Annotated in this window: 24 protein-coding genes; 8 read left to right on the top strand and 16 right to left on the bottom strand. The window is 51.6% G+C overall.

Going from position 1 to position 24328, the window contains the following annotated elements; genetic code table 11:
* Window positions 1-38: 38 nt before the first annotated feature.
* Complete coding sequence (locus RBR60_RS11240) at window positions 39-860, top strand: mechanosensitive ion channel family protein (protein ID WP_320356783.1); 822 nt, start codon at window positions 39-41, stop codon at window positions 858-860.
* A 218-nt stretch (window positions 861-1078) separates the two neighbouring features.
* Here the strand turns inward: RBR60_RS11240 and feoB are convergent, their stop codons facing one another.
* Window positions 1079-3226 carry a ferrous iron transport protein B gene (feoB, locus tag RBR60_RS11235; protein ID WP_320356781.1) on the bottom strand — a complete coding sequence of 716 codons (2148 nt, stop codon included), beginning with the start codon at window positions 3224-3226 and terminating at the stop codon, window positions 1079-1081.
* Window positions 3223-3459, bottom strand: coding sequence for a FeoA family protein (locus tag RBR60_RS11230; RefSeq protein ID WP_320356779.1), 237 nt, complete (start codon window positions 3457-3459; stop codon window positions 3223-3225). The genes feoB and RBR60_RS11230 overlap by 4 nt, the downstream gene beginning before the upstream one ends.
* Window positions 3460-3820: 361 nt before the next feature.
* On the opposite strand from RBR60_RS11230, the gene RBR60_RS11225 reads away from it, so the two are divergent.
* On the top strand, window positions 3821-5062 hold the full coding sequence (locus tag RBR60_RS11225) for a diguanylate cyclase (protein ID WP_320356777.1): 1242 nt from the start codon (window positions 3821-3823) through the stop codon (window positions 5060-5062).
* A 255-nt stretch (window positions 5063-5317) separates the two neighbouring features.
* Window positions 5318-6265, top strand: a complete 948-nt coding sequence (locus tag RBR60_RS11220) for a universal stress protein (RefSeq protein WP_320356775.1) — start codon at window positions 5318-5320, stop codon at window positions 6263-6265.
* Window positions 6266-6438: 173 nt separating this feature from the next.
* On the opposite strand, the gene RBR60_RS11215 is transcribed toward RBR60_RS11220, so the two are convergent.
* Together RBR60_RS11215 and RBR60_RS11210 are read right to left on the bottom strand one after the other, a co-directional pair.
* On the bottom strand, window positions 6439-6714 hold the full coding sequence (locus tag RBR60_RS11215; RefSeq protein WP_320356773.1) for a hypothetical protein: 276 nt from the start codon (window positions 6712-6714) through the stop codon (window positions 6439-6441).
* A 665-nt stretch (window positions 6715-7379) separates the two neighbouring features.
* The gene (locus RBR60_RS11210) at window positions 7380-8909 is read right to left on the bottom strand and encodes a YifB family Mg chelatase-like AAA ATPase (protein WP_320356771.1); all 1530 of its coding nucleotides are present in this window, start codon (window positions 8907-8909) and stop codon (window positions 7380-7382) included.
* A 120-nt stretch (window positions 8910-9029) separates the two neighbouring features.
* On the opposite strand from RBR60_RS11210, the gene lpxC reads away from it, so the two are divergent.
* Entirely contained in the window at window positions 9030-9896 is an 867-nt protein-coding gene (lpxC, locus tag RBR60_RS11205; RefSeq protein WP_320356769.1) for a UDP-3-O-acyl-N-acetylglucosamine deacetylase, read from the top strand.
* Between the two features lie 93 nt (window positions 9897-9989).
* Here lpxC and RBR60_RS11200 read toward each other — a convergent pair whose 3' ends face one another.
* The 8 genes from RBR60_RS11200 to RBR60_RS11165 form a co-directional block, all read right to left on the bottom strand.
* Complete coding sequence (locus tag RBR60_RS11200; RefSeq protein WP_320356767.1) at window positions 9990-10418, bottom strand: peptidylprolyl isomerase; 429 nt, start codon at window positions 10416-10418, stop codon at window positions 9990-9992.
* A 176-nt stretch (window positions 10419-10594) separates the two neighbouring features.
* Complete coding sequence (locus RBR60_RS11195) at window positions 10595-10750, bottom strand: rubredoxin (protein WP_320356765.1); 156 nt, start codon at window positions 10748-10750, stop codon at window positions 10595-10597.
* Window positions 10751-10933: 183 nt separating this feature from the next.
* The gene (gene dsrP / locus RBR60_RS11190) at window positions 10934-12082 is read right to left on the bottom strand and encodes a sulfate reduction electron transfer complex DsrMKJOP subunit DsrP (RefSeq protein ID WP_320356763.1); all 1149 of its coding nucleotides are present in this window, start codon (window positions 12080-12082) and stop codon (window positions 10934-10936) included.
* Window positions 12083-12089: 7 nt separating this feature from the next.
* Complete coding sequence (dsrO, locus tag RBR60_RS11185) at window positions 12090-12914, bottom strand: sulfate reduction electron transfer complex DsrMKJOP subunit DsrO (protein WP_320356761.1); 825 nt, start codon at window positions 12912-12914, stop codon at window positions 12090-12092.
* Window positions 12914-13318, bottom strand: coding sequence for a sulfate reduction electron transfer complex DsrMKJOP subunit DsrJ (dsrJ, locus tag RBR60_RS11180; protein WP_320356759.1), 405 nt, complete (start codon window positions 13316-13318; stop codon window positions 12914-12916). Before dsrJ ends, dsrO begins: the two co-directional genes overlap by 1 nt.
* Before the next feature lie 3 nt (window positions 13319-13321).
* Window positions 13322-14929, bottom strand: a complete 1608-nt coding sequence (dsrK, locus tag RBR60_RS11175) for a sulfate reduction electron transfer complex DsrMKJOP subunit DsrK (protein WP_320356757.1) — start codon at window positions 14927-14929, stop codon at window positions 13322-13324.
* Between the two features lie 3 nt (window positions 14930-14932).
* Entirely contained in the window at window positions 14933-15925 is a 993-nt protein-coding gene (gene dsrM / locus RBR60_RS11170; RefSeq protein WP_320356755.1) for a sulfate reduction electron transfer complex DsrMKJOP subunit DsrM, read from the bottom strand.
* A 278-nt stretch (window positions 15926-16203) separates the two neighbouring features.
* Entirely contained in the window at window positions 16204-16803 is a 600-nt protein-coding gene (locus tag RBR60_RS11165; protein WP_320356753.1) for an RsbRD N-terminal domain-containing protein, read from the bottom strand.
* A gap of 616 nt (window positions 16804-17419) precedes the next feature.
* Here RBR60_RS11165 and RBR60_RS11160 point away from each other — a divergent pair.
* A complete protein-coding gene (locus tag RBR60_RS11160) occupies window positions 17420-18898 on the top strand; it encodes a YcaO-like family protein (RefSeq protein WP_320356751.1) in 1479 nt (492 codons plus the stop codon).
* A 239-nt stretch (window positions 18899-19137) separates the two neighbouring features.
* Here RBR60_RS11160 and RBR60_RS11155 read toward each other — a convergent pair whose 3' ends face one another.
* The 4 genes from RBR60_RS11155 to RBR60_RS11140 all read right to left on the bottom strand — a co-directional run bounded on the left by RBR60_RS11155 (window position 19138) and on the right by RBR60_RS11140 (window position 22358).
* On the bottom strand, window positions 19138-19908 hold the full coding sequence (locus RBR60_RS11155) for a PP2C family protein-serine/threonine phosphatase (RefSeq protein ID WP_320356749.1): 771 nt from the start codon (window positions 19906-19908) through the stop codon (window positions 19138-19140).
* Between the two features lie 174 nt (window positions 19909-20082).
* Entirely contained in the window at window positions 20083-20898 is an 816-nt protein-coding gene (locus tag RBR60_RS11150; RefSeq protein WP_320356747.1) for a sugar phosphate isomerase/epimerase family protein, read from the bottom strand.
* Between the two features lie 9 nt (window positions 20899-20907).
* On the bottom strand, window positions 20908-21894 hold the full coding sequence (locus RBR60_RS11145; RefSeq protein WP_320356745.1) for an SPFH domain-containing protein: 987 nt from the start codon (window positions 21892-21894) through the stop codon (window positions 20908-20910).
* The gene (locus tag RBR60_RS11140) at window positions 21891-22358 is read right to left on the bottom strand and encodes an NfeD family protein (RefSeq protein WP_320356743.1); all 468 of its coding nucleotides are present in this window, start codon (window positions 22356-22358) and stop codon (window positions 21891-21893) included. The genes RBR60_RS11145 and RBR60_RS11140 overlap by 4 nt, the downstream gene beginning before the upstream one ends.
* Window positions 22359-22441: 83 nt before the next feature.
* Between RBR60_RS11140 and sfsA the strand changes: the two genes are divergently transcribed.
* The 3 genes from sfsA (at window position 22442) to tatC (ending at window position 24262) form a co-directional block, all read left to right on the top strand.
* Window positions 22442-23155, top strand: coding sequence for a DNA/RNA nuclease SfsA (gene sfsA, locus RBR60_RS11135; RefSeq protein ID WP_320356741.1), 714 nt, complete (start codon window positions 22442-22444; stop codon window positions 23153-23155).
* A gap of 137 nt (window positions 23156-23292) precedes the next feature.
* Window positions 23293-23529 (top strand): twin-arginine translocase TatA/TatE family subunit, encoded by a 237-nt coding sequence (locus RBR60_RS11130; RefSeq protein ID WP_320356740.1) that lies wholly within the window; start codon window positions 23293-23295, stop codon window positions 23527-23529.
* A complete protein-coding gene (gene tatC, locus RBR60_RS11125) occupies window positions 23519-24262 on the top strand; it encodes a twin-arginine translocase subunit TatC (RefSeq protein ID WP_320356737.1) in 744 nt (247 codons plus the stop codon). Before RBR60_RS11130 ends, tatC begins: the two co-directional genes overlap by 11 nt.
* Window positions 24263-24328 lie beyond the last annotated feature (66 nt).

Here is a 24328-nt window from a genome sequence, read left to right as displayed (position 1 = left end):
TTCAAAACCCGTTCAAAACCCAGACAAAGGAGTGCGTCATGCCATCCGTTGATTCTATTCTCGTCCAAATTCAGGGTTTTCTGGCTCTCTACGGTCTCCGGGTCCTTGCGGCCCTTGCCATCTTCATTATTGGGCGCATCATCGCAGGCTCCATCCGTAAAGTCATGAAAAAGGCCATGGACAAATCCAAGGTGGATCCCACCCTTTCGGGTTTTCTCACCAGTGTGGTGTATTTTGGCATCCTGACCTTTGTGGTCATTGCAGCCCTGGGCAAATTGGGTGTGCAGACCGCGTCCTTCATCGCCATCCTCGGTGCTGCGGGTCTCGCCGTAGGCCTCGCGCTCCAGGGTTCCCTCTCCAATTTCGCCGCAGGCGTACTCATGATCATTTTCCGCCCCTTCCGTGTGGGAGAATATATCGAAGGCGGCGGTACTGCTGGAACGGTTCGGGATATCGGTATTTTCACCACAGAACTCACCACTCCGGACAACAAAAAGGTCATTGTGCCCAACTCCAAACTCACGGGCGACAACATTGTCAATTACTCTGTCACCGGAACCCGGCGGGTGGATATGATTTTTGGCGTCAGCTACGGTGATGATATCGACAAAGTAAAAAGGATCATTCAGGAAGTGCTGGAAGCTGAAACCCGCATCCTGGAAGACCCCAAACCGCTCATCGCCCTCTCTTCCCTTGGGGACAGCAGTGTGAATTTTTCCGTGCGCCCCTGGGTCAAAAGCGGCGACTACTGGCCCGTTCTCTTTGACCTGAATGAAGCCATCAAAAAACGCTTTGACGCAGAAAAAATATCCATTCCCTTCCCTCAGCAGGATGTACACCTCTATAAGGTAGAAAAATAAATTTTTCAAAACGTACCCATGACAGAGGGGGGCGTAGCTGCCCATCTTTCCCACACGCCCCCTCTCGCAGGGTTTCCTCCCTGAGCTGAAATCCGAACGCCCTTGGCGGTATCCCCGCATTCCTCACAGTGGACTCCCATTCTGCCCGAAAAAAAAAGGGAGAAGCTGCATGGCAACTCTCCCTTTTTTCAGATATTTATTGGTTAAAAACCGGACTTTCAGAGCATCCGGGAAACGACCTGAAAGACAAAAACGGAAACCATGAAAGCCAGCACCGTATTAAACCCCATGCTGAAGGCCGCCCATTTCCAGCTCGACTCCCGGGCAATGGCCACCACCGTGACAAAACAAGGGCTGTAGAGCATGACAAAGGCGATCAAGGCCATGGCCGTGGCCAGGGTCCAGGAGGGATCCGAAGCCAGACGCTCCGCAAGACCTTCGCTCTCTTCAGGATCCACCTCCCCCATGGAATAGGCCGTACCCAGCGTGGCTACAATGACCTCCTTGGCAGCAAACCCCCCGATCAGGGCGATATTGGTGCGCCAATCAAAACCCGCCAGCTCCGAAAGGGGTTCAAGGGCTGTCCCCACCCGGCCTGCCAAAGAATGGCGCAGAGCCGCCTGACCTTCCGCATTGTCAATAAACGCAAGCTGCTCTTCGGCATCAGAAAGCTCTGACACCGCAGCCCGCTCTGCCTCAAAGCGTTCCAGCTCAGCTTCCGGAAGTCTGGGAAAGGTCATGGCAGCCCAGATGAGAATGGCAATGGCAAGGATAATGGTGCCCGCTTTTTTAATGTACTGCCAGGCGCGCTCCCAGGTATGCAACAGAACCCCCTGCAGGGTGGGCATACGGTAGGGGGGCAGTTCCATGACAAAGGGCGTGGCTTCACCTCGGATGACAGTGGAGCGCAAAACCCTTGCCACAACAAGGGCCATGCACCAGGAGATCAGAGTGATCCAGAACATGGCCTGCGCGGCATAGGCTCCAAAAAAAGCCGCACTGAGTAAAAGGAAAACAGGCACCTTGGCCCCGCAGCTCATGAAAGGAGCCGTCAACAGGGTGGCAAGACGCTCCTTCGGACTTTTCAGGGTTCTTGCAGCCATGACACCGGGAACAGCACAGCCTCCCGGAATACCTCCCGAAACCACAAAGGGCATGACCGAAGCTCCGTGCAGACCGAAAATGCGAAAAATCCTGTCCAGCATATAGGCCATGCGGGCCATATATCCCGCATCCTCAAGAAAGGTCACAAGAAGGAACATGATCAGAATAAGGGGCACAAAACCCATCACAGCCCCCACACCGTCGATGATCCCGGAAACCAGGAGGGACTGGAGCAGGCCTTCGGGCAGGATGGTGGAAACCGTGCCCCCCAGCAGACCGAAAAAGGCCTCCACCCATCCCATGGGAATCTCGCCAATGGCAAAGGTAAGTTCAAAAAGCAGATAAAACACGCCCAGCATGATCAAAGGCCCGCCCACTTTGTGGGTCAATACCCTGTCCATGGCATCGGAAACCCGGATACGGGTTTCAAGGGCTTCTTCTCCGCGGCTCACCACCTGACGGGTCACCGATGTGATGAAACCATAGCGGTAATCCGCAATGATGGATTCGGGATGGGTTTCCAGCACGCTGCGGCAATGGGCTGTGAGCCGGTCAGCCATGTCTTTGAGTTTTCGGCCCAGGATCTCATCCCCATCACAGATCCTGCGGACTTCCGGATCTCCTTCAATATATTTGATGGCAAGCCAGCGCGCCGGATACCGCAGGGTGAGACGTCCGTCCTCCTCAATGAGGTCCGTCATGCGCTCCACCACAGGATCCACATCCGGACCGTAAGAAATCTGGATGGGCTGCCATTTAGCCTGTCGGGTTTCCGAGAGCTCCACCGCAGCGGCAAGAAGAGCCGCCTTTCCCTCTCCCTTCCTGGCCACGGTTTCCACCACCGGAACCCCCAGGAGGTCGGAAAGCTTGGGGGTATCAATGGTGCGCCCCCCTTTGCGTACTTCATCCATCATATTGAGAGAGAGAACCAGGGGCACTCCCAGCTCCATGAACTGCACGGCAAGGTAGAGGTTGCGATCCAGGTTGGTGGCATCCACCACATCAATCACTGCGGAAGGACGCTCCTGCACCAGCACGTCCCGGGCCACCCGCTCCTCATCGGACCAGGAGGTAAGAGAATAGGTTCCAGGAAGATCCACCACCCGAATCCGGGTTTCACCATATAATACATCCCCTTCCCGTTTTTCCACGGTCACACCGGGATAGTTGCCCACACGCTGTCGGGCTCCGGTCAGGGCATTAAAAAGGGTGGTTTTTCCCGCATTCGGGTTGCCTCCCAGGGCGATCACCGTAACACTCATGAAGACACCTCCACGCTGATCCAATCCGCCTCATTGTTTCTCAGGGTCAGGGTGAAATCCCTCAGGCGCAGGGCCACAGGATCCTCCAGGGGAGCTCGGCCCGTCACCTTGACCTTGGTTCCGGGAACCAGCCCCATATCCCGGATTCTGCGGCCTAACTCCCCTTCCGCACGCACCTGGTGAATAATGGCTGTTTCGTTAACGCGCAAAGCACGCAGGGGTTTTACCGGCATCTTACAAAACCTCCTTCCGCCTTTTTCCTGTGGGCAGAAAATCCTTTGATGGCAGACCTGTAAGTCATTTCCTTTATGGAGAGTCCGCTTATGTCTACGGCTTCAAAAAAATCTTTTAAGTCCCAAAATACTGGCTGTTTTTATGCACCTGCAGCCTGAGTGTCAATACAATTTTTGCCTGCCAAAAAAAATACACAGGCTCTTTTTTGTTTCATGCCTCCTTTTGGCTTCTCTGGATTCAGGAGCATACAGGAAAAGCCCCTCGCATTCACATAAAAAACCCGTATTTCAAAGGATGTCAAAGGCTTCAACCCAAAAAGACTTTCTTCTTGATTCGGCCCGTGGTATTCTTTTTTTTATCATGACCCTTTTCCATAAGCAGATCAGAAAATCAGATACGCATATAAGACCGGACAACCTGCGTCCTCTGGAAGAAGCCTTACAGACAACCCTGGAAAAGGGGTTTGCTCGCCTGTACTTTCCCGAAATTCTGGAAACAGCCTACCGGGAAAAGGAAACAAGGCGTCAAAAACGCCTTTTTCCTCCCCTGGGAGCCGGTGTTCTCCTTCTTTTTCTCCTATACGCCATTCCAGACTATTTTCTCATTCCGGATATCTACACCGAAGCCTGGGGACTCAGATTTTTCATCATCGCCCCCTTTTGCACCCTCATCCTTCTGGCCATAAACAGCCCGAAGATCCAGAAAAATATCGACATCCTCATGCTGATCGCCTTACTCGCAGGGACCCTGTTCATCATCTTCATTCTCATACGCAGCCAATCTCCCATGGCCGCCCACTACCACACCGGCATTCTGCTTTCCGTCATATTCCTTACCATTGGAACCCGCATACGGTTCCGGCTGAATCTCACAGGCTGTCTGGTGATTTTCCTTTCCTATGCCGCAGCCCTGCCCATGATCACCACCATGCCCACCCCGGCAAAACTCAACAGCCTTCTTGTTCTGCTCACGGCCATTGTCCTCTGCCTTGTGGGATGCTACCAGATGGAATACCGCCAGCGACGCGACTATCTGGAAACCCAGATGAAAAAAATAGACGCACTGCGTCTCAGTTATGCCAATCAGAAGCTCACCCGCCTTTCTCTGTCCGATCCTCTCACAGGTCTTGGCAATCGCAGACATTTTGATGAAAATCTGAAACGCCAATGGCGCATGGCCGCACGCTCCGGAGATTGTCTTTCCCTTTTATTCATGGATGTGGATAATTTCAAAGCCTACAATGACCAATACGGTCATCCTGCTGGAGATCGCTGCCTGCAGGCCATTGCTTCCATCCTCAAAACCCACAGCCGAAGGCCCTCCGATCTTTCCGCACGCTTCGGAGGTGAGGAGTTTGTACTGCTCCTACCCCACACCACAGAGGATCAGGCCCTCAGCATCGCAGAAAGCATCCTTGAGCACATGGAGAAGCTTGCCATTCCCCACGCCTATTCCCAAGTCGCCCCCCATATAACCCTGAGTATCGGCGTAGCTACCGCAACGCCCGACCCCGGTACACAAGCTTTAAGTCTTCTTACCCGGGCGGATCAGGCCCTTTATCAAGCCAAGACTCAGGGAAAAAACCGCGCAGTCGCGGGGTAAAGGCTTGCATCACGCATCTTTCCCATTCTTTTTACACCGTGAAAAACAAAACGACACCATCATGCAGCACCTGGCTTTCATGGCTCCAGCGCCCAGAGAAGATGCACATATCTTCCATACCTTGAGGCGAATATATGCTTTATTTACAAAAACATAAACAAGACATCCTTAACACCATCCATTCTGGCACATCCCATGCATAGCTAAAAAGCAGAAGGCATGAGACCTTTGTAACCCCTTATGTAAGGAGGTTTTATGGAAAACAAATACCTTATCGCCATGGACAGCTCTGACCCCTCCATGGCAGCGGCGCGCTATGCAGCAGCCATTCTCCCCAAAAATCGCTCCAAAATAGTTCTTTTTCTTGTGGAATGCGATATTCCCGAGTCTTTCTGGGATTTTGACCCGCAGCCAGAATCTCCGGGCCATCAGCCCGACCTGGGAGCATGGATTGATCGTCAGAACAAACGCTTTATCAACAGCCTTGAGACGGCAAAAGCCGCTTTTCTGGATGCTGGATTCCCTCATCATGCGGTCAGCATTAAAATTCAGCGCAGAAAAACCGGGGTTACCCGGGATATTGTGACCGAGAGCCTTGATGGGTATACAGGCCTTTTTATCGGTCGCACCGGCTTTTCCAACCTATCCCGTCTCCCCATCGGCAGCGTCGCCCGTAAACTCATATCCCGCATTCACCATATTCCCCTGATTCTGGTGGGAGGAACCCCGGAAACCCAACACATTCTTCTGGGTTTTGATGATTCCCATGGCGCACGGATCTGTGTCCGTCTTGCCGCGTCCCTTTTTGCGGGCAGTGATAAAAAACTCCACATCCGCCACGTAATCCGGGCCCTCGACCCCCTGGCCGGAAACTTTTATCCCTATCCGGCAAGCTCTGATCTCAATACGATCTTTTTCTCAGAACAGGAAAAAATCCGGAATACCAAAATAGACGCGGCTATGGAAAAAACTATGAAGATTCTTAAAGAAAAAGGTTTTTCTCCCCAAAACGCGGATGCCCTGCTCATCGAAGGGTATATGAGCCGATCCCTGGGGCTTCTGGATACCGCTGAAAAGGAAAAATGGGGTACCATTTTTGTCGGAAGGAGGGGAATATCCAGAGTTCAGGATTTCTTTATCGGAAGGGTCGGAGAAAAACTTGTGGAGATGGCCAGGGACCAAGCCATCTGGATTGTTGCCTGACCATTCTTCTGTATCCAGATAAAAAAACAATCCGGAATCCGGGTAGCACCTGCTTCACCCAGAAATCCGGATTGTTTTTATCTGTGGGGTAAAAAAATTATCTGAATAAAAAAACGCATCACCGTGGCTGAACAAAAAATTTCGATCCTCCACCAATGCTGCAAAACCTGGCTTTACCAAAAACGACTCTTATACGGACGCGTTTTGTCTTTGGGATCTCGGATATAAAGAAGCTTGATCTGTTTTTTCCCATTGCTGGTGATCAGCACTTCACTGACCTTCACCAAAGTCCAGCGAATGGCAAAAGAAAAGGCTTCACTCCGTCCCCCCTCATCAAATTGACGCAACCAAGAGCAATTGCCCATGGTCGGCACTTCAATTTCATTGTCCATGAACAGGAAAACACCACTGTCCGTGCACTGAATGGCAGAATACTTATAAAATATCACGTCCGTGTCTCCGGTATCTCAATTTCAGAAGGCCAAAAAAAATTTTACCGGAAACCTTTAGAGCTTGCAATATCTCCGATCAACCAACCCTTCTTTTTTTGCCGTCTTCCAAGGCCTCCCCCATGGCCTTTTCCGTACATTCCAACCAATTCCAGAAACATTCATCCTGACGATCCTGTACTTCCTTGACCTGCGCCTCCTCTTCCACACTTCTTCGTGCCAGCATTTCTTTTGCCCTCCACGCGTCGTTGGTTTTTGTGCGCCGCACCCCCGTTTGCGGCCCGTTTATTTAAGTTGTGTGTGCTTTGCTATCAGGTCGTTAGAAAAGAATCAATAATAAATTGAACGCTTGTAGCATTTTTTCAGCCCAGAAACATAGAAAGCCTGATACCCCGCATGTTGCAGGATATCAGGCTTTCTAAGGACGGAACGGGGAAATCCGAATTTTTCCGCAAAATGGTAGGTGGGCGGCACGGAAATATCCGGACTCTTAAAGAACTGACGAGGAAAGTTTACTTCCGGAAGGCGGGGGGGACCGGAGCCTACTTTCCCGGAGCGTGTGGAGGAACGCTCCTTTACGAAGAAGTTAAGTCTCTTTTTTCATAAACGCTGTTCCGTGTCCATGGGGTGATCCTCTTATTTTCATGGGGCTTTTTCCCAGAAGCTTACGCAGACTCCGGACGAAAACGTCGATACTGCAGGGCCTCAGCCAGGTGTCCCACATGAATATCTTGAAATTCTTCAAGATCTGCTATGGTTCTTGCAATTTTCAACACCCGGGAAATCCCCCGCGCAGAAAGGAGGAGCTTCTCCGCAGCCCGCCCCAGAAGCACTTCGCCTGCATCATCGATCTTGCAGAATGCCCGAATTTCCGCTGCCTCCATCCCTGCATTGCAGGAAACAGCGATACCGGAAAAACGCCTTGCCTGACGCTCCCGTGCCAACAGAACTCGCTCACGAACCGCCAAAGACGACTCGCCATTCCCCGCACGTCGAATATCCCCATAGGCAACCGCAGGAACTTCGATCTGAATGTCCATACGGTCCATCAAAGGGCCGGATATTCTTGCCCTGTACCGATCCACGGCTGTGGGACTGCAGTGGCACCGACCTTCCGGACTTTCCGCATAACCGCAGGGACAGGGATTCATAGCGCCCACCAGCATAATGGATGCAGGAAAGGTCACAGTGGCGCACGCCCTTGAGACTGTCAGTCTTCGGTCTTCCAGAGGCTGACGCAGCATATCGAGGAGTCCTTTACGGAACTCCGGAAATTCATCCAGAAACAAGACCCCATGGTGTGCAAGGCTTACCTCCCCAGGCCTCGGATAGCTTCCCCCTCCCACCAAGCCCGCATCACTGATGGTATGATGGGGAGCCCGAAAGGGCCTTTTCACCACAAGCCCGGTTCCAGAGTCCAACAGGCCTGCGGCAGAATAGATCCGGCTGGTTTCAAGGGCTTCTTCAAAGGAAAGTGGAGGAAGGATTCCCGGAAGCCGTCGGGCCAGCATGGTTTTTCCCGACCCTGGTGGTCCAGTCATCAGGATATTGTGGCCACCTGCGGCGGCCACTTCCAATGCCCGCTTGGCATGGTCCTGGCCTGCCACATCCTTTAGATCCGCCCCTTCCACTTCCCCCATCGAAAGCCGTAAAAAATTCACCGGCTCTTGTGCTGCCAAAAAAACCTGCCCTGACAGGTGATCCACAGCAGCACCTAAGTCACTGACTCCATAGGCAGGAATTTTTCCTGGAGCTGCAGCCTCTGCTGCGTTAGCAAAGGGCACCAGGATCCCCCTGATCCGCTCCGGATCCGCAAGGGCCGATGCCGCCAGAACTCCCCGAACCGGATTCACTCGGCCATCCAGGGAAAGCTCCCCCAAAGCCAGGTGAGAAGCCACAGCCTTCTGGGGCAAAAAACCTGAAGCCGCCAGAATGCCGAGGGCAATGGCCAGATCAAATCCTGTGCCTTCTTTACGGATATCCGCAGGAGAAAGGTTGACTGTAATGCGACCTTTGGGAAAACCATAGCCTCCATTGCGCAAGGCCGTGCGGATGCGATCTCGGCTTTCCCGGACAGCAGCTTCCGGAAGGCCCACAATCTGAAATACAGGGAGCCCGCGTCCCACATCTACTTCAACGGTCACGGGGATGGCATCCACCCCTACAATGGCGGCACAACAGCTCCTGGCAAGCATCCTTTTGCCTCTCGTTTTCCCTTTTTTGGATAAAAATATGGATTTTCATCAAGAATGTGTGGTTTAATACCCCGAGCTATGGACCGATGCAAGCAACAATGAAAGAGTCTTTACCATTTTATGGCCATTCGAACCCGACAACAAACCCTCGCCGCGCCCATTACCTGTACGGGTATTGGCGTACACTCCGGAAAAACCGCAACGCTGACCTTAAAGCCAGCTCCGGAAAACCACGGCATCCGGTTTTTCAGAACCGATCTTCCCGGCACTCAGGGTATTCCAGCGCTTTTCAGCCGTGTAGTGGATACAAGCCTTGCCACAGTCATCGGAGAAAATGGCGTCATTGTCTCCACCATTGAACATCTCATGGCCACCTTTGCCGGTATGGGCATTGATAACGCACGGGTGGAGCTGGACAACTATGAAATGCCCATCATGGATGGCAGCGCCGCTGTTTTTGCAAAAGAAATTAATGCTGTAGGCATCCTTATCCAGACGGCCCCACGCTCCCACTTTGTGGTAACCCACCCCATCGAAATCGCTGATGGGGATAAATTTGTGGGCGCCTATCCCGATGACAGCTTCCGCATTACCTGTACCATTGAATTCCCCAACGCCCTCATCGGTCGCCAGAGTATCAGTATTGATCTCGGAGACAATCAGTTCATAGGAGAAATCGCTCCGGCGCGTACCTTCGGATTTCTCCATGAAGTGGCTTTCATGAAACAGCTTGGGCTCGGCAGGGGCGGTTCCCTGGAAACCGCTGTGGTCGTGGACGGGGATACCATCGTTAATCAAGAAGGGCTTCGCTTTGCCGATGAGTTTGTCCGGCATAAACTTTTGGACTGCATCGGGGACTTTTCTCTGATCGGAATGCCCATCCGGGGACACATCAAGACCGTAAAATCCGGCCACCTTTTTAACCACCGTTTTATCACGGAATTTTTTAAAAACCGCAGCTCCTGGGAAACCATGACACCCGAATAAACACCGTCGCCTGATCAACCGGCAACGGCCCCTTTTTCAGAAGGGGCCGTGTTCCTACCAACAAACGTCCTTTGCTGAGAAAGGCCGTTTTTTTTATGCAATACTCACCAGTTCGAGATCAAAGACAAGGGTTTTGCCTGCCATGGGAAAATTGGCATCCACCGTAACATTCTCCCCCTCAATGGCGGCAATGCGGATGGGAATAACCGTACCATCTTCCATGCGGCTTTCCAGAATCATCCCCTCCTGAATTTCCATGCCTTCAGGAAAAAGACTTTTTTCATAAACAGCCACAAGATCCGGGTTATGAGGACCATAGGCTTCCTCGGGTAGAAGGGTCACACTTTTCTTTTCTCCTACGGACATTCCCAGAACAGCCGCGTCAAATCCCGGAATCATCTGCCCACCGCCCAGCTCAAAGCTCAAGGGCGAACGGCCTTCGGAAGAATCAAAGACTTCACCTTCCGGAAATTTTCCCGTGTAATGCACCTGCACCCGATCGCCTTTTTCCGCCTTACGCATCAAAAATCCATTTCCAGCCGGCCCAAGGAATAAAAAAGGGAGGGGCCAGCGGGATGCCTCCCTTTTCTTTGATAAAAACAACAAGACGACAGGCGTAAACCGAAAAATCCTGTCGCAAAGGACCCACACGGCCGTACAAACCAGGCCCTTACCCGCAAGAAATCAGGCCTCTCAGCCTATATTTTTTCAAAGAATTCCTTTTCTGCATCACATACGGGACAAACCCATCCTTCCGGCAGATCTTCAAAGGGAGTGCCAGGGGCCACGCCATGATCGGGATCTCCCAGCTCAGGGTCATACACATAACCACAGGGGCATTCATACTTATCCATAATAATGTCCTCCTTTATGTAATTTTTTTTCCATTCTGGCACAGGATCAGGACATACACAAGTACGGTGTTCAGAGAATAAAAAAGGAGAGCCTCAAAAGGACTCCCCTTTCTTATTCCATCCAGAGACCTCTTCCGGAACCCATTTTTCAGGACTCCGGAAAGGTCCATACAAAAAAAACGTTTAAGCTCCCACTTCTTCCTTGACCCCTACCACCATCTTGAAGAGCAGGGTAAGCACAAGAAAGCCCGCAGCAAAGATCCCGAGGCTGATAACAAGCTCCAGGGCTGTGGGCGCATACTCGGTGTACTCATGCAGGGGGTTGGGAACAAAACCGCCCGTCACAAAACCAAGCCCCTTGTCCAACCAGGTGCCGACAAAGACAATGCCACAGATCCAGGGCAGAAGGGAGAGGTTATTTCTGAGTTTAGGAATGAGCAGCAGCACAATCCCCGTCACCATGAGAATCATAGAGGTCCACATGAAGGGCACAAGGTTGCCTTTCCCCCAGAAGAGATAGGCAAAATGATCCATGTGCTCCGGATTCTGGCTGTAGAAGACCACAAAGACTTCACAGAGGAAGAAGAACACGTTGGCGATCAGGGCATAGCAGACGATCTTGGAAAGCGTTCTCAGCGCCTTGTCGCCCGGATCGAAGTTGGTGGTCTTTTTCACAATGGTAGCCAGGATGATGAGGAAAGCCGGACCTGCTGCAAAGGCGGAGGCCAGAAAGCGGGGGGCAATGATGGCGGAAAGCCAGAAGCCCCTGCCGGGCAGGCCGCAGTACAGATAAGCCGTAACCGTGTGGATGCCAAAGGCCCAGGGAATGGAAATGAGGGCCAGAATTTTCACCCATTTTTTGGCATGCACCCCGTTGCGCTCCGCTTCCAGCACGTTCCAGCCCACAAGGATGTTCAAAAAGAGATAACCGTTCAGAACAATCATATCCCAGAAAAGCATGGAATCCGGGCTGGCATGCCAGATCACGTTGAGAAGGCGTGAGGGAAAGCCCATGTCTGCGATGATGAAAAGCAGACACATAACGATGGAGGCAATGGCCAGGAACTCACCGAGAACGGTAATTCTGCCAAAGGCCTTGTAATCATGGAGATAATAGGGAAGCACCAGCATAACCCCCCCTGCGGCAACCCCCACAAGAAAGGTAAACTGGGCAATGTAGAAGCCCCAGGTCACGTCCCGGCTCATGCCGGTAATGCCCAAACCATAGTCAAGCTGCTTCATCCAGCACAACAGCGCCACCCCGATGACAAGCAGAAGGGAGGCGATCCATATCCAGTATTTACTACTTCCTTTGATCGCTTTTTCCAGCATGGTCACCTCACACGATGTAATAGACGGAAGGGCCGGTGCCGAGGCTCGGCTTCCGTCGGATGGTGGTGTTGGCCTTCAGGGCCTTACGCACATCAGAGTTGGGATCCTCAAGATCGCCAAAAACGATGGCCCCTTTGGAAACTTCCACACAGGCGGGCATCTGCCCCCTGGCCAGTCTCTCATCACAGAAGTTGCACTTTTCCACAACACCCTTCATGCGATGGGGGTACATCAGATCCAGTTCCGCAATATAAGGCTTGGGATCCCGGAAGTTAAAGCTCCGGGCACCGTAAGGACAGGCGGCCATGCAGAAACGGCAACCAATGCAACGATGGAAATCCATCATGATAATGCCGTCTTCCCGCTGGAAGGTAGCCTTGGTGGGGCAGGCCCGCACGCAGGGCGGATTTTCACAGTGGTTGCACAGAGCCAGAATGGGGGCTTTTTTCAGTTTTTCCGACACATAGGGATTGGCCTGCATGGGAAAGACATGCTTATAATCCGATGTCCAGATCCACTTCAGCTCCTGCTTTTTCAGATCCGGCCTGCCCTCAAAACTCGGTACATTATGAATTCTGTGGCATACTTCCTGAATCTTGGCAGCCATTGCCTCATCAATCTTGCGGGTATCAATGACCATGCCCCAGTGACCGGCCTTGAGGGATTCCGGCCGTTTTTTAAATTTTGAATCCTCGGCTTCGGGAGCCGCATCCGCTGCTGCCTTTTCCACCTTCGGAGCCGAAGAAGCAAAGGCATTCAGCACAGAACCCGTTCCGATACCGATGGCCGATATACCGGCGATCTTCAGAAACTTGCGTCTGCTTTCCTTCATCACTTGTTCTCCTTTGTCGGGTCGATGTGGCAATCCCAGCAGTAGAGCGTATCCACCCCGGCATAATTGTGGCAGCGGTCGCAGAACTCTGCGGTGGAGGTATGGCATCCCAGGCAGGAGTTTTCGCCTGAAGACAGGCTCATGTTGAATTCCTGCCCTTTCTCATTCACATAGATGCGCTTTCCTTCACGCACCACAGCATCCCGCCAGGTATCGAGAAGGATCATGTGGTTGGCGGCCATCCACTCTTTAGAAGCCACACAGGTTCCTGCTTTTTTTGCCTTCTCCGCGATCACCACCTCCGGCGCAGGACCGGAAGGCTTTCCGGCATTCAGCCAGAAGGGGGCCGCAATGAGTGCGGCAAAAACAAGAAGTCCCGCAAGGACTTTGATTTTGTCATTCATCTGCTACCCCTCCGCATTTTCTAAGGGTTCAAAACGAAGGTTGGTTTCCCTTTCATGTTCCCCGTCGAGAACCAAGGCGTTACCGACCAGTTCATGCAAGCCCGTAACCGAAACACCGGGAACCCAGTAATCCATCAGCGGAGGCAGCACCGCACGGTCAATGGCGCAGACACAGGAAAGCATGTTCACGCCGTATTTGTCATGGACGTGCTTCACGGCATTGGCGCGGGGCAGGCCGCCACGCATGCGCATTTCCATGATCTCTTCGGTGTTGAGACCGGAACCGGAGCCGCAGCAGAAGGTCTGCTCCCGAATGGCGTTTTCGGGCATTTCATAGAAATTATTGCAGACATTCTTCAGAACATAGCGGGGCTCGTCCAGAAGACCCATGGCCCGGGCCGGATTGCAGGAGTCGTGGTAGGTCACCTTCAGATGATCATTGCGACCGGGCTTCAGGTTGAGTTTGCCGTGACGGATGAGATCTGCGGTGAATTCCGCAATGTGTACCATCTTGGTGGAGGCTGCGTTTTTAAAAACTGTACCTGTAATGGGAGACTTGGGAATTTCCATTTTCGGGCCTGTGGGGCCGTTCATGGTGTCCATGTACTGGTTGATCACGCGCCACATATGACCGCATTCCCCACCAAGGATCCACTTCACACCCAGGCGTTCGGCTTCATGGTACATCTTGGCGTTGATCTTCTTCATCATGTCTGAAGAGGTGAAAAGGCCGAAGTTCCCGCCTTCGGAAGCATAGGTGCTGATGGTGTAGTCAAGGCCGATGGCCTCAAAGAGCATCAGATACCCCATGTAGGTATAGGTACCAGGATCGGCAAAGGCATCACCGGAAGGTGTGATGAAAAGCACTTCAGCGCCCTTGCGGTTGAAGGTGGGGCTGGGCCGCACACCGGTGATCTCTTCAATGTCATCACAGAAGAAATCAATGATTTCCACCATGTTCTGGGGCTGGATACCGAGATGGTTCCCGGTACGGGAGCAGTTGGCCACAGGCTCCTTGATCCAGTTGATGTTCAAGCCCAGAAGGTTCAGAAGCTCACGGCCCATCATGGTGATTTCCGCCGTATCAATGCCGTAGGGGCAATATACGGAACAGCGACGACATTCCGTGCACTGGTAAAAATAGCTGAACCACTCCTTGATCACCTGGGGTGTCAGCTTCCTGGCACCGGCCATGCGGCCAAGGATCTTGCCCGCCATGGTGAAATCGTTGCGGTAGATGGAACGCAGAAGTTCCGCACGCAGAACGGGCATATTTTTGGGATCACCGGAACCGATGTAGAAGTGGCACTTGTCCGCGCAGGCTCCGCAGCGCACACAGATATCCATGAACACCTTCAGAGAGCGGTACTTGTCCAGTCTCTCCTTGAAGCCTTCATGGACGATCTTCTGCCAGTCCGCAGGCAGTTTCCAGTCTTCATCCGATGGGCTCCATTCACGGGCATTGGGAAGCCCCAGGTATTCCAGATTCTTGGGTTTGGCCGGATAACAGAATCGACCTTCGGACAGATCCGGAGGCACATCCATCCAGAACTCCTTGGTCGGCGTCCTGTCGATCTGGAGCAGCTCATCCGCTTTGGGAATATCGACCATGGTTTACTCCTTCTTTTCCACCGGCAGACCGGCCTCGATCATCTTCTCTCTGAATTCGTCCTCATAATCCGCATAGGTGACGAACTTCAGCTTGGGATTCCAGGGGTTGATATGACGCACAGCCCGGCTGTTGTTGGCCAGGTTCCGGGTGGGGCTTAAGAAAATACCGCCGGAGTGCATGAGTTTCGAGAAGGGGAAATAGGCAAAAAGCACTGAGACCAGGAAAAGGTGGGCATAGAAAAGCCCGCCAATGCCTTCGGGAACCATGGGGCTGAAGGTGGCAAGACTCATGGTCATCTGCTTAACGGTGAAAATATCCACCTTGGTGAAGTAACGCAGGGAAATTCCCGTACCTGCAATGGCCACAATGAGCAGCAGGGGGAAATAATCCGCCATGAGGGAGATATAGCGCACCTGGGGAATGAGAATACGGCGTGCAAAGAGGAACAGCACCGCGCCCAGCAGCATGAAGCCGGAAAGCATGATGCCCGGAAGGCCGATCTGCAGAATGCCGTCCAGGGTTTCTACAACCTTCAGCACGGCGGGAAGGGGCTCCAGGAAAAAGCGCAGGTGCCGCACCAGAACCACAAGGAAGGAGTAGTGGAAAACAAGGCCGAAGAGCCACAGCCAGATTTCCAGGTTATAGGTGATTTTTCCTTCCCGGATCTCGTTTCGCGTGTTGCGGAACAGGGATCGGAAAAGGAAAATTTCCAGCAGCATACGCACAAGCACACCCTTGGTATCCGAGGGGTTGTCGTATTTGGAATGCTGGATCCAGGAAAAGGATTGCTGCTGTCCGCAGGTGGTCGGGATGCGGAAGGGAACCGGGGATTTCACCCAGCCCAGCATCCGCATGGCGAACCCTGCAAAAAACAGCACCATGGCGGCATAGGGTATGACCACCCCAAACAAATAGGGAAGTCCGCTTCCACCGGCATAGCCGATGAAACCGAGAACCACTACCGCCGCAAGGGAATAAAGCAGGTGTTGATTCATGGACACTACCTCTCTCTTCGGCAAGGAACACCGATCCGGAGTTGCCTCCGGTCCAAAATTGATTCTGCCGACACCGGAGATCTGGAATTTGCCGACACAAACCCCAGGCATCCGCTGCCCTTAAACCCTATGAACAGGACTTTCTGTAAAAAAACGCCTTTTCAGAATCCACCCGAGAATCCGAAAAAGACCTTATGTTTTCATACAGCAGCCTTCTAACCCTAGACATCCCCCCTTTATCGTCTTCGCAGCCTCTGAAAAAGGCCTTTCGGATACGTCTACTGGGTGATCGTTTCCTTTTTAGCGGCGGCATCCCGCTGTATTTTCCTGTAAATCCGCTGGGGTAGAATGTCCACGCCCAAAGATTTCACTTCACAGAGAATATCTGCCTTTTCCAGCAGATTGATGCTTCTTTCCAGCACATGCCGGGACTTAAAGGACCATATCTGCTCCCTGCACTGCATATAAAGGGTAAAGGCAATCAGGGCCAGATCATCCACACGTTTGTCAAGGGCATAAAGCTGTGCCTCGGAAAGGCTCACAAGGGATTTTTTTTCATCCAAGGCTTCCCGAACAAGGTCTTTGAGGTAAAAAACAAAGGTAACGGCCTCTTTCGGGGTAAACTCCTGTACCGCACGAATACGGATCACAGGATCCAGGAGACGCTCCAGGTCCGCATCCCCAAGACCTTCCAGGAGCGCTGTCCAGACTGCGGGAAGGGCCGTGCGCAGCGTGTGCCCCACAGGATTGTCAAAGGGATCCTTTTCATTCAGAAAAAAAGCCTGGCTTCGTTTTGCCGGATAGGTTTTCACCACAAGCGTGATCCAACGCTCAGCGACTTTTGCACCACAGTGCTCCAGTAAGGCTTTGAACTCCATTTTTACAACCTCGAATATCCGGATTTTTTAAGGAGAAACCCCACAGTCTCCGTCCCTGTGGCTCCTGAATGACTTATCATCTTAGAATGGCGACTTATACTCGAAGCCTCCTTTATATGTCAAGAATAAAAGCAAAAAGAAGGAGTTATCCAAAAAAAACCTGATTTCAGAAAAAAACACATCATACAAAGATTGCCTTTCAAAAAAACACTACATATGGAAAAAAGACCTCTTCCACAAAAACACCCACCCTCCTTCCGGATTACAGGAAAAAGGCTTTTTCTTTTCGGATTTCCGGAACAATGGTATGGGTTCCACGCTATGCGTTCAGGATCTTTTGGCACTCTGAAATTTCCTTTCCGTAGTCCCAGAGCCTTTGCCACACTTTCGCCCGAAAGAAAAGGTGCTTTTTTAGCTCATTTAAAATAAAAAAGTAAAAAAACAGGATATAAAAATGATTCATTTTTCCATGCAGCACAAAACGACCCAGAGCGCCACAGGATATTTTCGCCCCAGCCCTCTGCCGGAACCCTCATTTGAAAATTTATTTTTTTTATGCCAAGCCCGCCCGGAAGATCCCTTTTTGCGGAGCTTTCTTCTGGAAAAAATTCTTCACATGGATCCACAACATCGCAGCCAGATGCCCTTTTCCAAGAGCCCCTTTTTTCTCCACGCCCTGAGGGAGGCTCAGGAAGCCACGGGCATCCCCACAGAGCCTGATCAAACAAGCGGCCACTCCCCCCTGGCCTACCTGCGTATCCCCCAGGATCCCTCCAGACAAGCATGGATCCGAGTGCTCCATGACAATATTTTCAGGCTGAAGATTCCCCATACCCAAAAACCATTCCCGCTGCCCCTGCCAAAACTTTCGGGTCCCGCACTACCCTCTGCCCCTGTTCCCATTGATAAAATCCCCCTGCACGCCCCACCCTGCCCGCCCGTACCAGGTCCCATGGATGTATTTTATGCCGCCATGGAACGCCTCAAGCCCCATAGACATCTTCTTGCCTCAGAAAAAAGACACACGGCCTCATTGAGTCCCATCGCCATTCTCCGGGAATGGGAACTGGACAGATCTGTGGATATCCCTGGATATGAACACCGGCTCACCGGCTTACAAACCAGCTACGGCCGAGGCCTTTCCCTGGATTCCGCCCGTGTTGCCTGTCTCATGGAAGCTGCGGAAAGAATTACCGCCTTTGCCGGAGTCGCCGAAGGTCGAATCGCTCTGCGCCTCAACCCAACGCCCATCCGCAGAGCCTTGTTTTCAGAACTTCAGCAAGAAAACCTTCCCGCCCTTGATCCCAACACCCTTCTGCTGGAAGCCCCCATGCCAGACCTTCCCCTGTGGTGGATGCCCGGTGAACGGATCACCCATACGGGCAGGCATTCCTGCCTTGTACCCGTGCAGTGTGTGGTTCTCTTTTCCAATCTTCCCGAGGCCCAGCTTTTTACCGCATTGGGATCCACAGGTTTTGCTGCAGGCGCTTCAGAAGAAGGAGCCCGCCTCTCTGGACTTCTGGAGGTCATCGAACGGGATGCCGAAGCCACCATGCCCCATACTCCCTCCAACTGCTTTCGGATTCAATCCGAGGATCCGGAAGTTCAGAACCTTTTTCAAGCCTATGAAAACCATGGAATCCATCCTTTTTTTGAAGACATCACCACGGAATTCGGCATCCCTTCTTACCGCTGCCTTGTGCTGGGAAAAGACGGAGCCGTCATCCGGGGAACCGGAACCCATCTTTCAGGCAAAAAAGCCCTGCTTTCCGCACTCACGGAAACACCCTGGCCCTTTCCAGGTCCTCCCAGCGGCAGGCCCGACTTCCCCCTTGCCTGCCGCCATCTTGAAACCTTTGCCGACTTTTCAACAAACAATCCCGCAGCCGACCTGAAACGGGTGGAAGATTGCCTGGTTGCCAATGGATACAATCCCATTCATGTCCCTCTCACCCGGGAAGATCTCCGGATTCCCGTTGTGCGCTCCCTCGTTCCTGGGCTTGAAATTCTGGGAGATTTTGACAGGTTTTCAGCAGTAAACCGGAGGTTATTCACACGGTATCAGCAAATTTTCAACATGGATAAAAACGGGTAAAAACCAAACAAGAGCAAGGTTTTTTCAACTTCAAAAAAATGAATCGCTTTTTTCCTGAGGAATGGAATTGTTCATAAACGGTCTTTTTTGAACAAACATCGGATAAAAACCACGTTCAAAATCACAAGACACATTTCTTTCAACACGTTTTCAACACTTCCTTTCTAAAAACAAAGGACTGTTCATAACGCCATACTTATGAACAGTCCCTATATAATTTTCTTAAACTTCAGACATCCTCAGTCTAAAAAAACCTCCCTATCCGCAGCCTCCAGAAGAATCACCGTCACATTGTCCTGATGAAAAAAATCCTTTTCTTCCACAGCGCGTAACAATCCCTTCACCGCAGACTCCAGATCCCTGCCTTCCCCTTTCAGAAGTTCTTCGATTTCACGATCCCGAAGCGTCTGAATACCGTCACTGGCCATAAGCAAGCGCTCACCTGCTTTCAGAACACCCGATCCTGTATCCACGAGAGGGATGGGTTTGCCCATGATCGCACTGGTCAGGGCATGCCGACTTGGGTGCTCCATGGCTTCCTTCCTGTGTATCCGACCATCACGTACCATCCTGTCCAGCTCCTCGGCATAGGCGTGATTGGCATTGATACGTTTCAGGCCAGAGGAAGACAGGCGGTAAAGAGGACTGTCACCCACACTGATAAAACTGAAGGCATGGGTTTTCTCATTCAGGAGAAGGGCGATCAGGGTTGTCCCCATGCCTTCCAGCTCCGGCTGCCCACGTACAACCTTGGCCAAAGCCCCATTGGCGACATCCAGCGCTTCCCAGAGGTCCTCTTCCGGGTTGGTGGAAACAGGCCGTGTCTCAAAAAAAGCCTGAAAAGCCCCACATGTCGTCTGGCTGGCAATCTGCCCTCCCTTTTCTCCACCCATTCCATCCGCGAGCACGTGGAGTCGAAACCCCGAGTCCAGTCTTTCATTCACCCGGCTGTCCTCTTGGACTTCCCTTTTCCCCAGGATCTCTCCATCAAAAAAACCCATTGGTTTCATACTCCATCCTCCCATCCCCATGAGGGCAGCACAGGCCTGACAGTATAAAGCAGAGATTGTAAACAGGTTGTGAACATCGGATAAGGCGCTGTCACCAGGATATCAACGGGTTTTAAACATAGCGAAAAAAGCATACCCGGCAGGCATTCTTTCAGAGAAAAAAGGGCATACAGGTTAAAAAAGATCCCCAAGCTCCCGGGCAATCCAATCCAGGGAAGGATAAAGATTTTTTTCCTCATGGGGCTCCAGGGTAAGAAAAGGTCTTTCCCCTTTTCCCTGCAACAAAATTTTTAAAGCTGAAAAGTCGATTTTCCCCTGACCTGGCGGTAGATGGGCATCGCTGACGCCCTTGTTGTCATGGAGATGGATCTCACAGACAAAAGCCCCCAGCACTGCCACCCACCTGGAAAGATCCCTCGATCCGAAAGCTGCTGTGTGCCCGGTATCCAGACAGAATCCCACCCCCTCGGAGTGTAAAAGCTCCAGAAGGCTCAGCATGTCTTCGGGCTTATCTTCGTACACGTTTTCAAGATAGAGCCTCGAGCGTCTTTTTTTCACAAAACCCGCAACTTCTTTCCAGAAAACCACTGCGTTCTGGTACCAGGCATCCCGGATCCAGTCGTAACGGCGGCTTTCCCATCCCCCATGGCAAACCACGGAAAAAGGTTCAAATACAACAAGTACATCCAGAAACTGCTGCATTCTTTCCATGGAAGCTCTGCGAATGGCCGGGTCAGGAGAGCCGGGAGACAAGTCCATGAAAGGACCATGCAGGGTAATCCGCCTTCCCTTTTTCTGAAAAGCCCTGGCCACGGCTTTGAATTCTTCCATGCCCACATTGTCAAGCGTTTCGGCGTCAATACCGATTTCCGGATTCAATCCCAGAGCGAGAAAACTTTCCATATAAAGATGACGCATGCGGAAGGGAAGGTTCACCTGGACATTCCCCCGGATCTTCTCAGGTATGGCTGCAATATCCAATGGGTTCACGTTGTTTTCCTATCCCTTGAACATGTCCCGAATGCCCCCAATGGATCCCAGGAAATTGGTGGCTTCATAGGGAAGGTAGATGATCTTGTTTTCTTTTCCTTCAGCCATTTCCTTCAGCGCTTCAATATAGCGTACGGCTATGAGGTAGTTGGCGGGATCACCGGGTCTGTCTTTAAAAGCTTCCACAAGTTTCATGATGGCCATGGCTTCTGCGGATGCAATTTTATACCTTGCTTCAGCCTCGCCTTCCGCCTCCAGAATGGTCGCCCGCTTTTCCCCTTCCGCCCGGTTGATGGCCGCTTCCTTTTCCCCTTCCGCCTCAAGAATGGCAGCGCGTTTTTCCCCTTCTGCCTTGAGGATGGCGGCTCTTCTGTCCCTTTCCGCCCGCATCTGCTTCTCCATGGCCTCCTGCACTTCCGCAGGCGGGGTGATATCCTGAAGCTCCACGCGTGTTACCCGAACACCCCACTTGTCCGTGGCGTCATCCAGAATACTACGCAATTTGGTGTTGATGATCTCCCGGGAAGCCAGACACTCATCAAAATCCATTTCCCCCACCACATTTCTCAAGGTGGTCTGGGTGAGTTTTTCGATGGCCTGGGGCAGATTGGCCACCTCATACACCGCCCGTATGGCGTCTGTGACCTGGAAATACAAAAGCGCATCAATTTCCATGGTCACGTTGTCTTTCGTGATCACGTTCTGACGGGGAAAGTCATACACCGTTTCCCGAAGATCAATACGATCTGTCAGTTTGGTGATGGTCACCCGCCGCTCTCCGGAAGAATCCTGGGTCACATAACGCCAATGGACCTGACGGGGTTGATCAAAAAAAGGCCACAGAATATTAATGCCACTGTCCAGAGCCCGGTGAAAACGGCCCAGGCGCTCCACAATCATGGTTTCTGCCTGTTGGATGATTTTCAGACCCTTAATGGCAAAAACAACAACAAAAAAAGCCAGAAAACCTACAACCATCAACAGTGGTTCCATCATCGTTTCTCCTTGTTTTGTTCATGAACAGGACGCACCACAAGGGTCACGCCACTGACCGATTCCACCACCACAAGATCTCCTTTCGAGAAAACCTCTCCATTTTTTCCCATAGCGCGCCAGATTTCCCCTCTGATTCTTATCTTCCCATGGCTGCCCGGCCCTCCGAAAGCCTCCTCCACAAGGGCCGTCTCTCCTGCCAGCGCACGCACGCCTGTGCGTATCTCCCTTGCTTTTGCCGAAGAAAACCGTAAAAGAAAAGGGCGTACGGTAAAAATACAGACAAGGCTGATGAGGGAAAAGATGAAAACCTGAAAAACAAGGCCTGTCCCCAGAAGGGATACAAGGGCTACCATCAGAGCGGCCACACCAAAGCAGGCCAGAAAAAACCCCAGGGTAAACATCTCCCCCACCATTAATGCGATGCCCAAAAGCACCCAGAGGTGCCAAGGTTCAAACAGAGCCATTTTTCCCTCCATTGTGCCCTTTATCCATGGAAAATTCGTACCCAAAACCTTAACACGAAGCCCCTGCACCGGAAAGTCTCATCATGCCTTGTGAAGAAAATATTGTTTCCTGGCCCCCCCTTACCAAGGGAATCCTCCTGCGTCGCTACAAACGTTTTCTTGCGGATGTTCTTCTGGAAAACGGAAAAACCATCACAGCACACTGCGCCAATTCCGGAGCCATGACCCATTGCAGCACACCGGGCCGACCCGTTTGGGTGGCTTTTCAACCTGGTCCCAAAAGAAAGCTTGCCTACACCTGGTATGTCATTGAAATGGAAGAAAGCCCTGTGGGCGTCCATACCCTGATTCCCAACAAACTCGTCTCCCTTGCCATAGAAAAGGGGCTGATTCCAGAACTTTCCGGATACGAAAATCTTGAAAGGGAAGTCATCACAGAAAACGCACGCATGGATATACGTCTTTCCGGATCACAAAAAAAAGAATGCTTTGTGGAAGTGAAAAACTGCACGCAGATCTTCGATGGCCTTGCCGCCTTTCCCGATGCTGTCACAGTCCGGGGCAAAAAGCATATGGACGAACTTTCCTTGCTCATCAAAAAGGGGAAAAGAGCTGTGGTCTTCTTTCTCGTACAGAGGGAAGATGCAAAGGGTTTCCGGCCAGCCGGAGAAATCGATCCGGCCTATACCGCATCCTTGCGCAATGCCCATAAAACTGGCGTGGAAATTCTTTGCTACGATGTCCGCATGGATTTTAAAGGTATCCGCATTCACAGGGCTTTGCCCATTTTTCTCTGAACACTGAAAAATGGGTATGCATGTTTTCCCCCCTCCTTTCGGCGCTTTCCTTGACAGAAAAGCCCTGAAAAGCTAGATATATGACCTGAATCAATACGGCAAACACCGTATTTTTTTTATAAAAAGGGAGGAATTTCATGTTTGGTATGGGCATGCCGGAAATACTTCTGATCCTGGCCCTGGCGCTGATCGTCATTGGTCCCAAAAAACTTCCGGACCTTGCCCGTTCTCTGGGAAAAGCCTTTGGTGAATTCAAAAATGCATCCAAAGACTTCAAAGAGGCTTTAAATGCGGAAGCCCCCCCTCCTGAGACCCAAAAAAATCTGAAAGCTCCGGAAAATAAAAAGGAAAAAGAAGACAACCATGCAGGCTGAATCCCTCTCCCTCATGGATCATCTGACCGAACTCCGTAAGCGGCTGGTCCGCTGTATGATTGCCATCCTCATTGGCTTTCTTTTTTGCTACGGTTTCAAGGAGCAGCTTTTTTTTATCCTGGTATCCCCCCTGCAGGAAGCCATGGGGACGGGATCCGCCATGATCTTTACCGGTCTTCCCGAAGCTTTTTTTACATATCTCAAAGTGGCGTTTCTGGGAGGTTTTCTTCTCGCATTTCCTTATGTTCTTACGGAATTCTGGCTTTTTGTTTCTCCGGGACTCTATAAAAAAGAAAAAAAATTTCTCATCCCCATTATTTTTCTTTCCGGAATTTTCTTTGTGGGCGGAGCACTCTTTGCGTATTTCATCGTTTTTCCATGGGGTTTCCGATTTTTCCTCGGTTTTGCCACAGAAAATATCCAGGCCCTTCCTTCCATGAAAGAATACCTTTCCTTCTCAAGTAAAATGCTTCTGGCCTTTGGCTTTGTCTTTGAAATGCCCCTGATTCTCACGGGCATGGCAAAACTCGGACTTGTTACCCCAAACTTTCTTGCAAAAAACAGAAAATACGCCCTTTTGATTTTTTTCACTTTAGCCGCCATCCTGACGCCGCCTGACGTCATCACCCAGGTCATGATGGCCATTCCCCTGGTTCTTCTGTATGAAATAAGCATTCTGGGTGCCAGGGCCTTCCACAACACAAACAAGGATCCATCCGATCCACAAGGCTGATTCATCCTCATGCTTATCCTAAGGAAACTCCGGCCCCCTCGCTGGACGCTCCTCTTTTTCCCACCC

Source organism: Desulfobotulus sp., assembly GCF_034006065.1.
Taxonomy (GTDB): Bacteria; Desulfobacterota; Desulfobacteria; order Desulfobacterales; family ASO4-4; genus Desulfobotulus.
Note: the sequence above shows the minus strand (reverse complement) of the source record. Positions and strands in the feature narration are given on the sequence as shown.

Excerpts from the sequence above, each read along its gene's own strand:
- RBR60_RS11240 (WP_320356783.1), top strand. The coding sequence starts at position 39 with ATGCCATCCGTTGATTCTATTCTCGTCCAAATTCAGGGTTTTCTGGCT.
- feoB (WP_320356781.1), bottom strand. The coding sequence starts at position 3,226 with ATGAGTGTTACGGTGATCGCCCTGGGAGGCAACCCGAATGCGGGAAAA.
- RBR60_RS11230 (WP_320356779.1), bottom strand. The coding sequence starts at position 3,459 with ATGCCGGTAAAACCCCTGCGTGCTTTGCGCGTTAACGAAACAGCCATT.
- RBR60_RS11225 (WP_320356777.1), top strand. The coding sequence starts at position 3,821 with ATGACCCTTTTCCATAAGCAGATCAGAAAATCAGATACGCATATAAGA.
- RBR60_RS11220 (WP_320356775.1), top strand. The coding sequence starts at position 5,318 with ATGGAAAACAAATACCTTATCGCCATGGACAGCTCTGACCCCTCCATG.
- RBR60_RS11210 (WP_320356771.1), bottom strand. The coding sequence starts at position 8,909 with ATGCTTGCCAGGAGCTGTTGTGCCGCCATTGTAGGGGTGGATGCCATC.
- lpxC (WP_320356769.1), top strand. The coding sequence starts at position 9,030 with ATGGCCATTCGAACCCGACAACAAACCCTCGCCGCGCCCATTACCTGT.
- RBR60_RS11200 (WP_320356767.1), bottom strand. The coding sequence starts at position 10,418 with ATGCGTAAGGCGGAAAAAGGCGATCGGGTGCAGGTGCATTACACGGGA.
- RBR60_RS11195 (WP_320356765.1), bottom strand. The coding sequence starts at position 10,750 with ATGGATAAGTATGAATGCCCCTGTGGTTATGTGTATGACCCTGAGCTG.
- dsrP (WP_320356763.1), bottom strand. The coding sequence starts at position 12,082 with ATGCTGGAAAAAGCGATCAAAGGAAGTAGTAAATACTGGATATGGATC.
- dsrO (WP_320356761.1), bottom strand. The coding sequence starts at position 12,914 with ATGAAGGAAAGCAGACGCAAGTTTCTGAAGATCGCCGGTATATCGGCC.
- dsrJ (WP_320356759.1), bottom strand. The coding sequence starts at position 13,318 with ATGAATGACAAAATCAAAGTCCTTGCGGGACTTCTTGTTTTTGCCGCA.
- dsrK (WP_320356757.1), bottom strand. The coding sequence starts at position 14,929 with ATGGTCGATATTCCCAAAGCGGATGAGCTGCTCCAGATCGACAGGACG.
- dsrM (WP_320356755.1), bottom strand. The coding sequence starts at position 15,925 with ATGAATCAACACCTGCTTTATTCCCTTGCGGCGGTAGTGGTTCTCGGT.
- RBR60_RS11165 (WP_320356753.1), bottom strand. The coding sequence starts at position 16,803 with ATGGAGTTCAAAGCCTTACTGGAGCACTGTGGTGCAAAAGTCGCTGAG.
- RBR60_RS11160 (WP_320356751.1), top strand. The coding sequence starts at position 17,420 with ATGGATCCACAACATCGCAGCCAGATGCCCTTTTCCAAGAGCCCCTTT.
- RBR60_RS11155 (WP_320356749.1), bottom strand. The coding sequence starts at position 19,908 with ATGAAACCAATGGGTTTTTTTGATGGAGAGATCCTGGGGAAAAGGGAA.
- RBR60_RS11145 (WP_320356745.1), bottom strand. The coding sequence starts at position 21,894 with ATGATGGAACCACTGTTGATGGTTGTAGGTTTTCTGGCTTTTTTTGTT.
- RBR60_RS11140 (WP_320356743.1), bottom strand. The coding sequence starts at position 22,358 with ATGGCTCTGTTTGAACCTTGGCACCTCTGGGTGCTTTTGGGCATCGCA.
- sfsA (WP_320356741.1), top strand. The coding sequence starts at position 22,442 with ATGCCTTGTGAAGAAAATATTGTTTCCTGGCCCCCCCTTACCAAGGGA.
- RBR60_RS11130 (WP_320356740.1), top strand. The coding sequence starts at position 23,293 with ATGTTTGGTATGGGCATGCCGGAAATACTTCTGATCCTGGCCCTGGCG.
- tatC (WP_320356737.1), top strand. The coding sequence starts at position 23,519 with ATGCAGGCTGAATCCCTCTCCCTCATGGATCATCTGACCGAACTCCGT.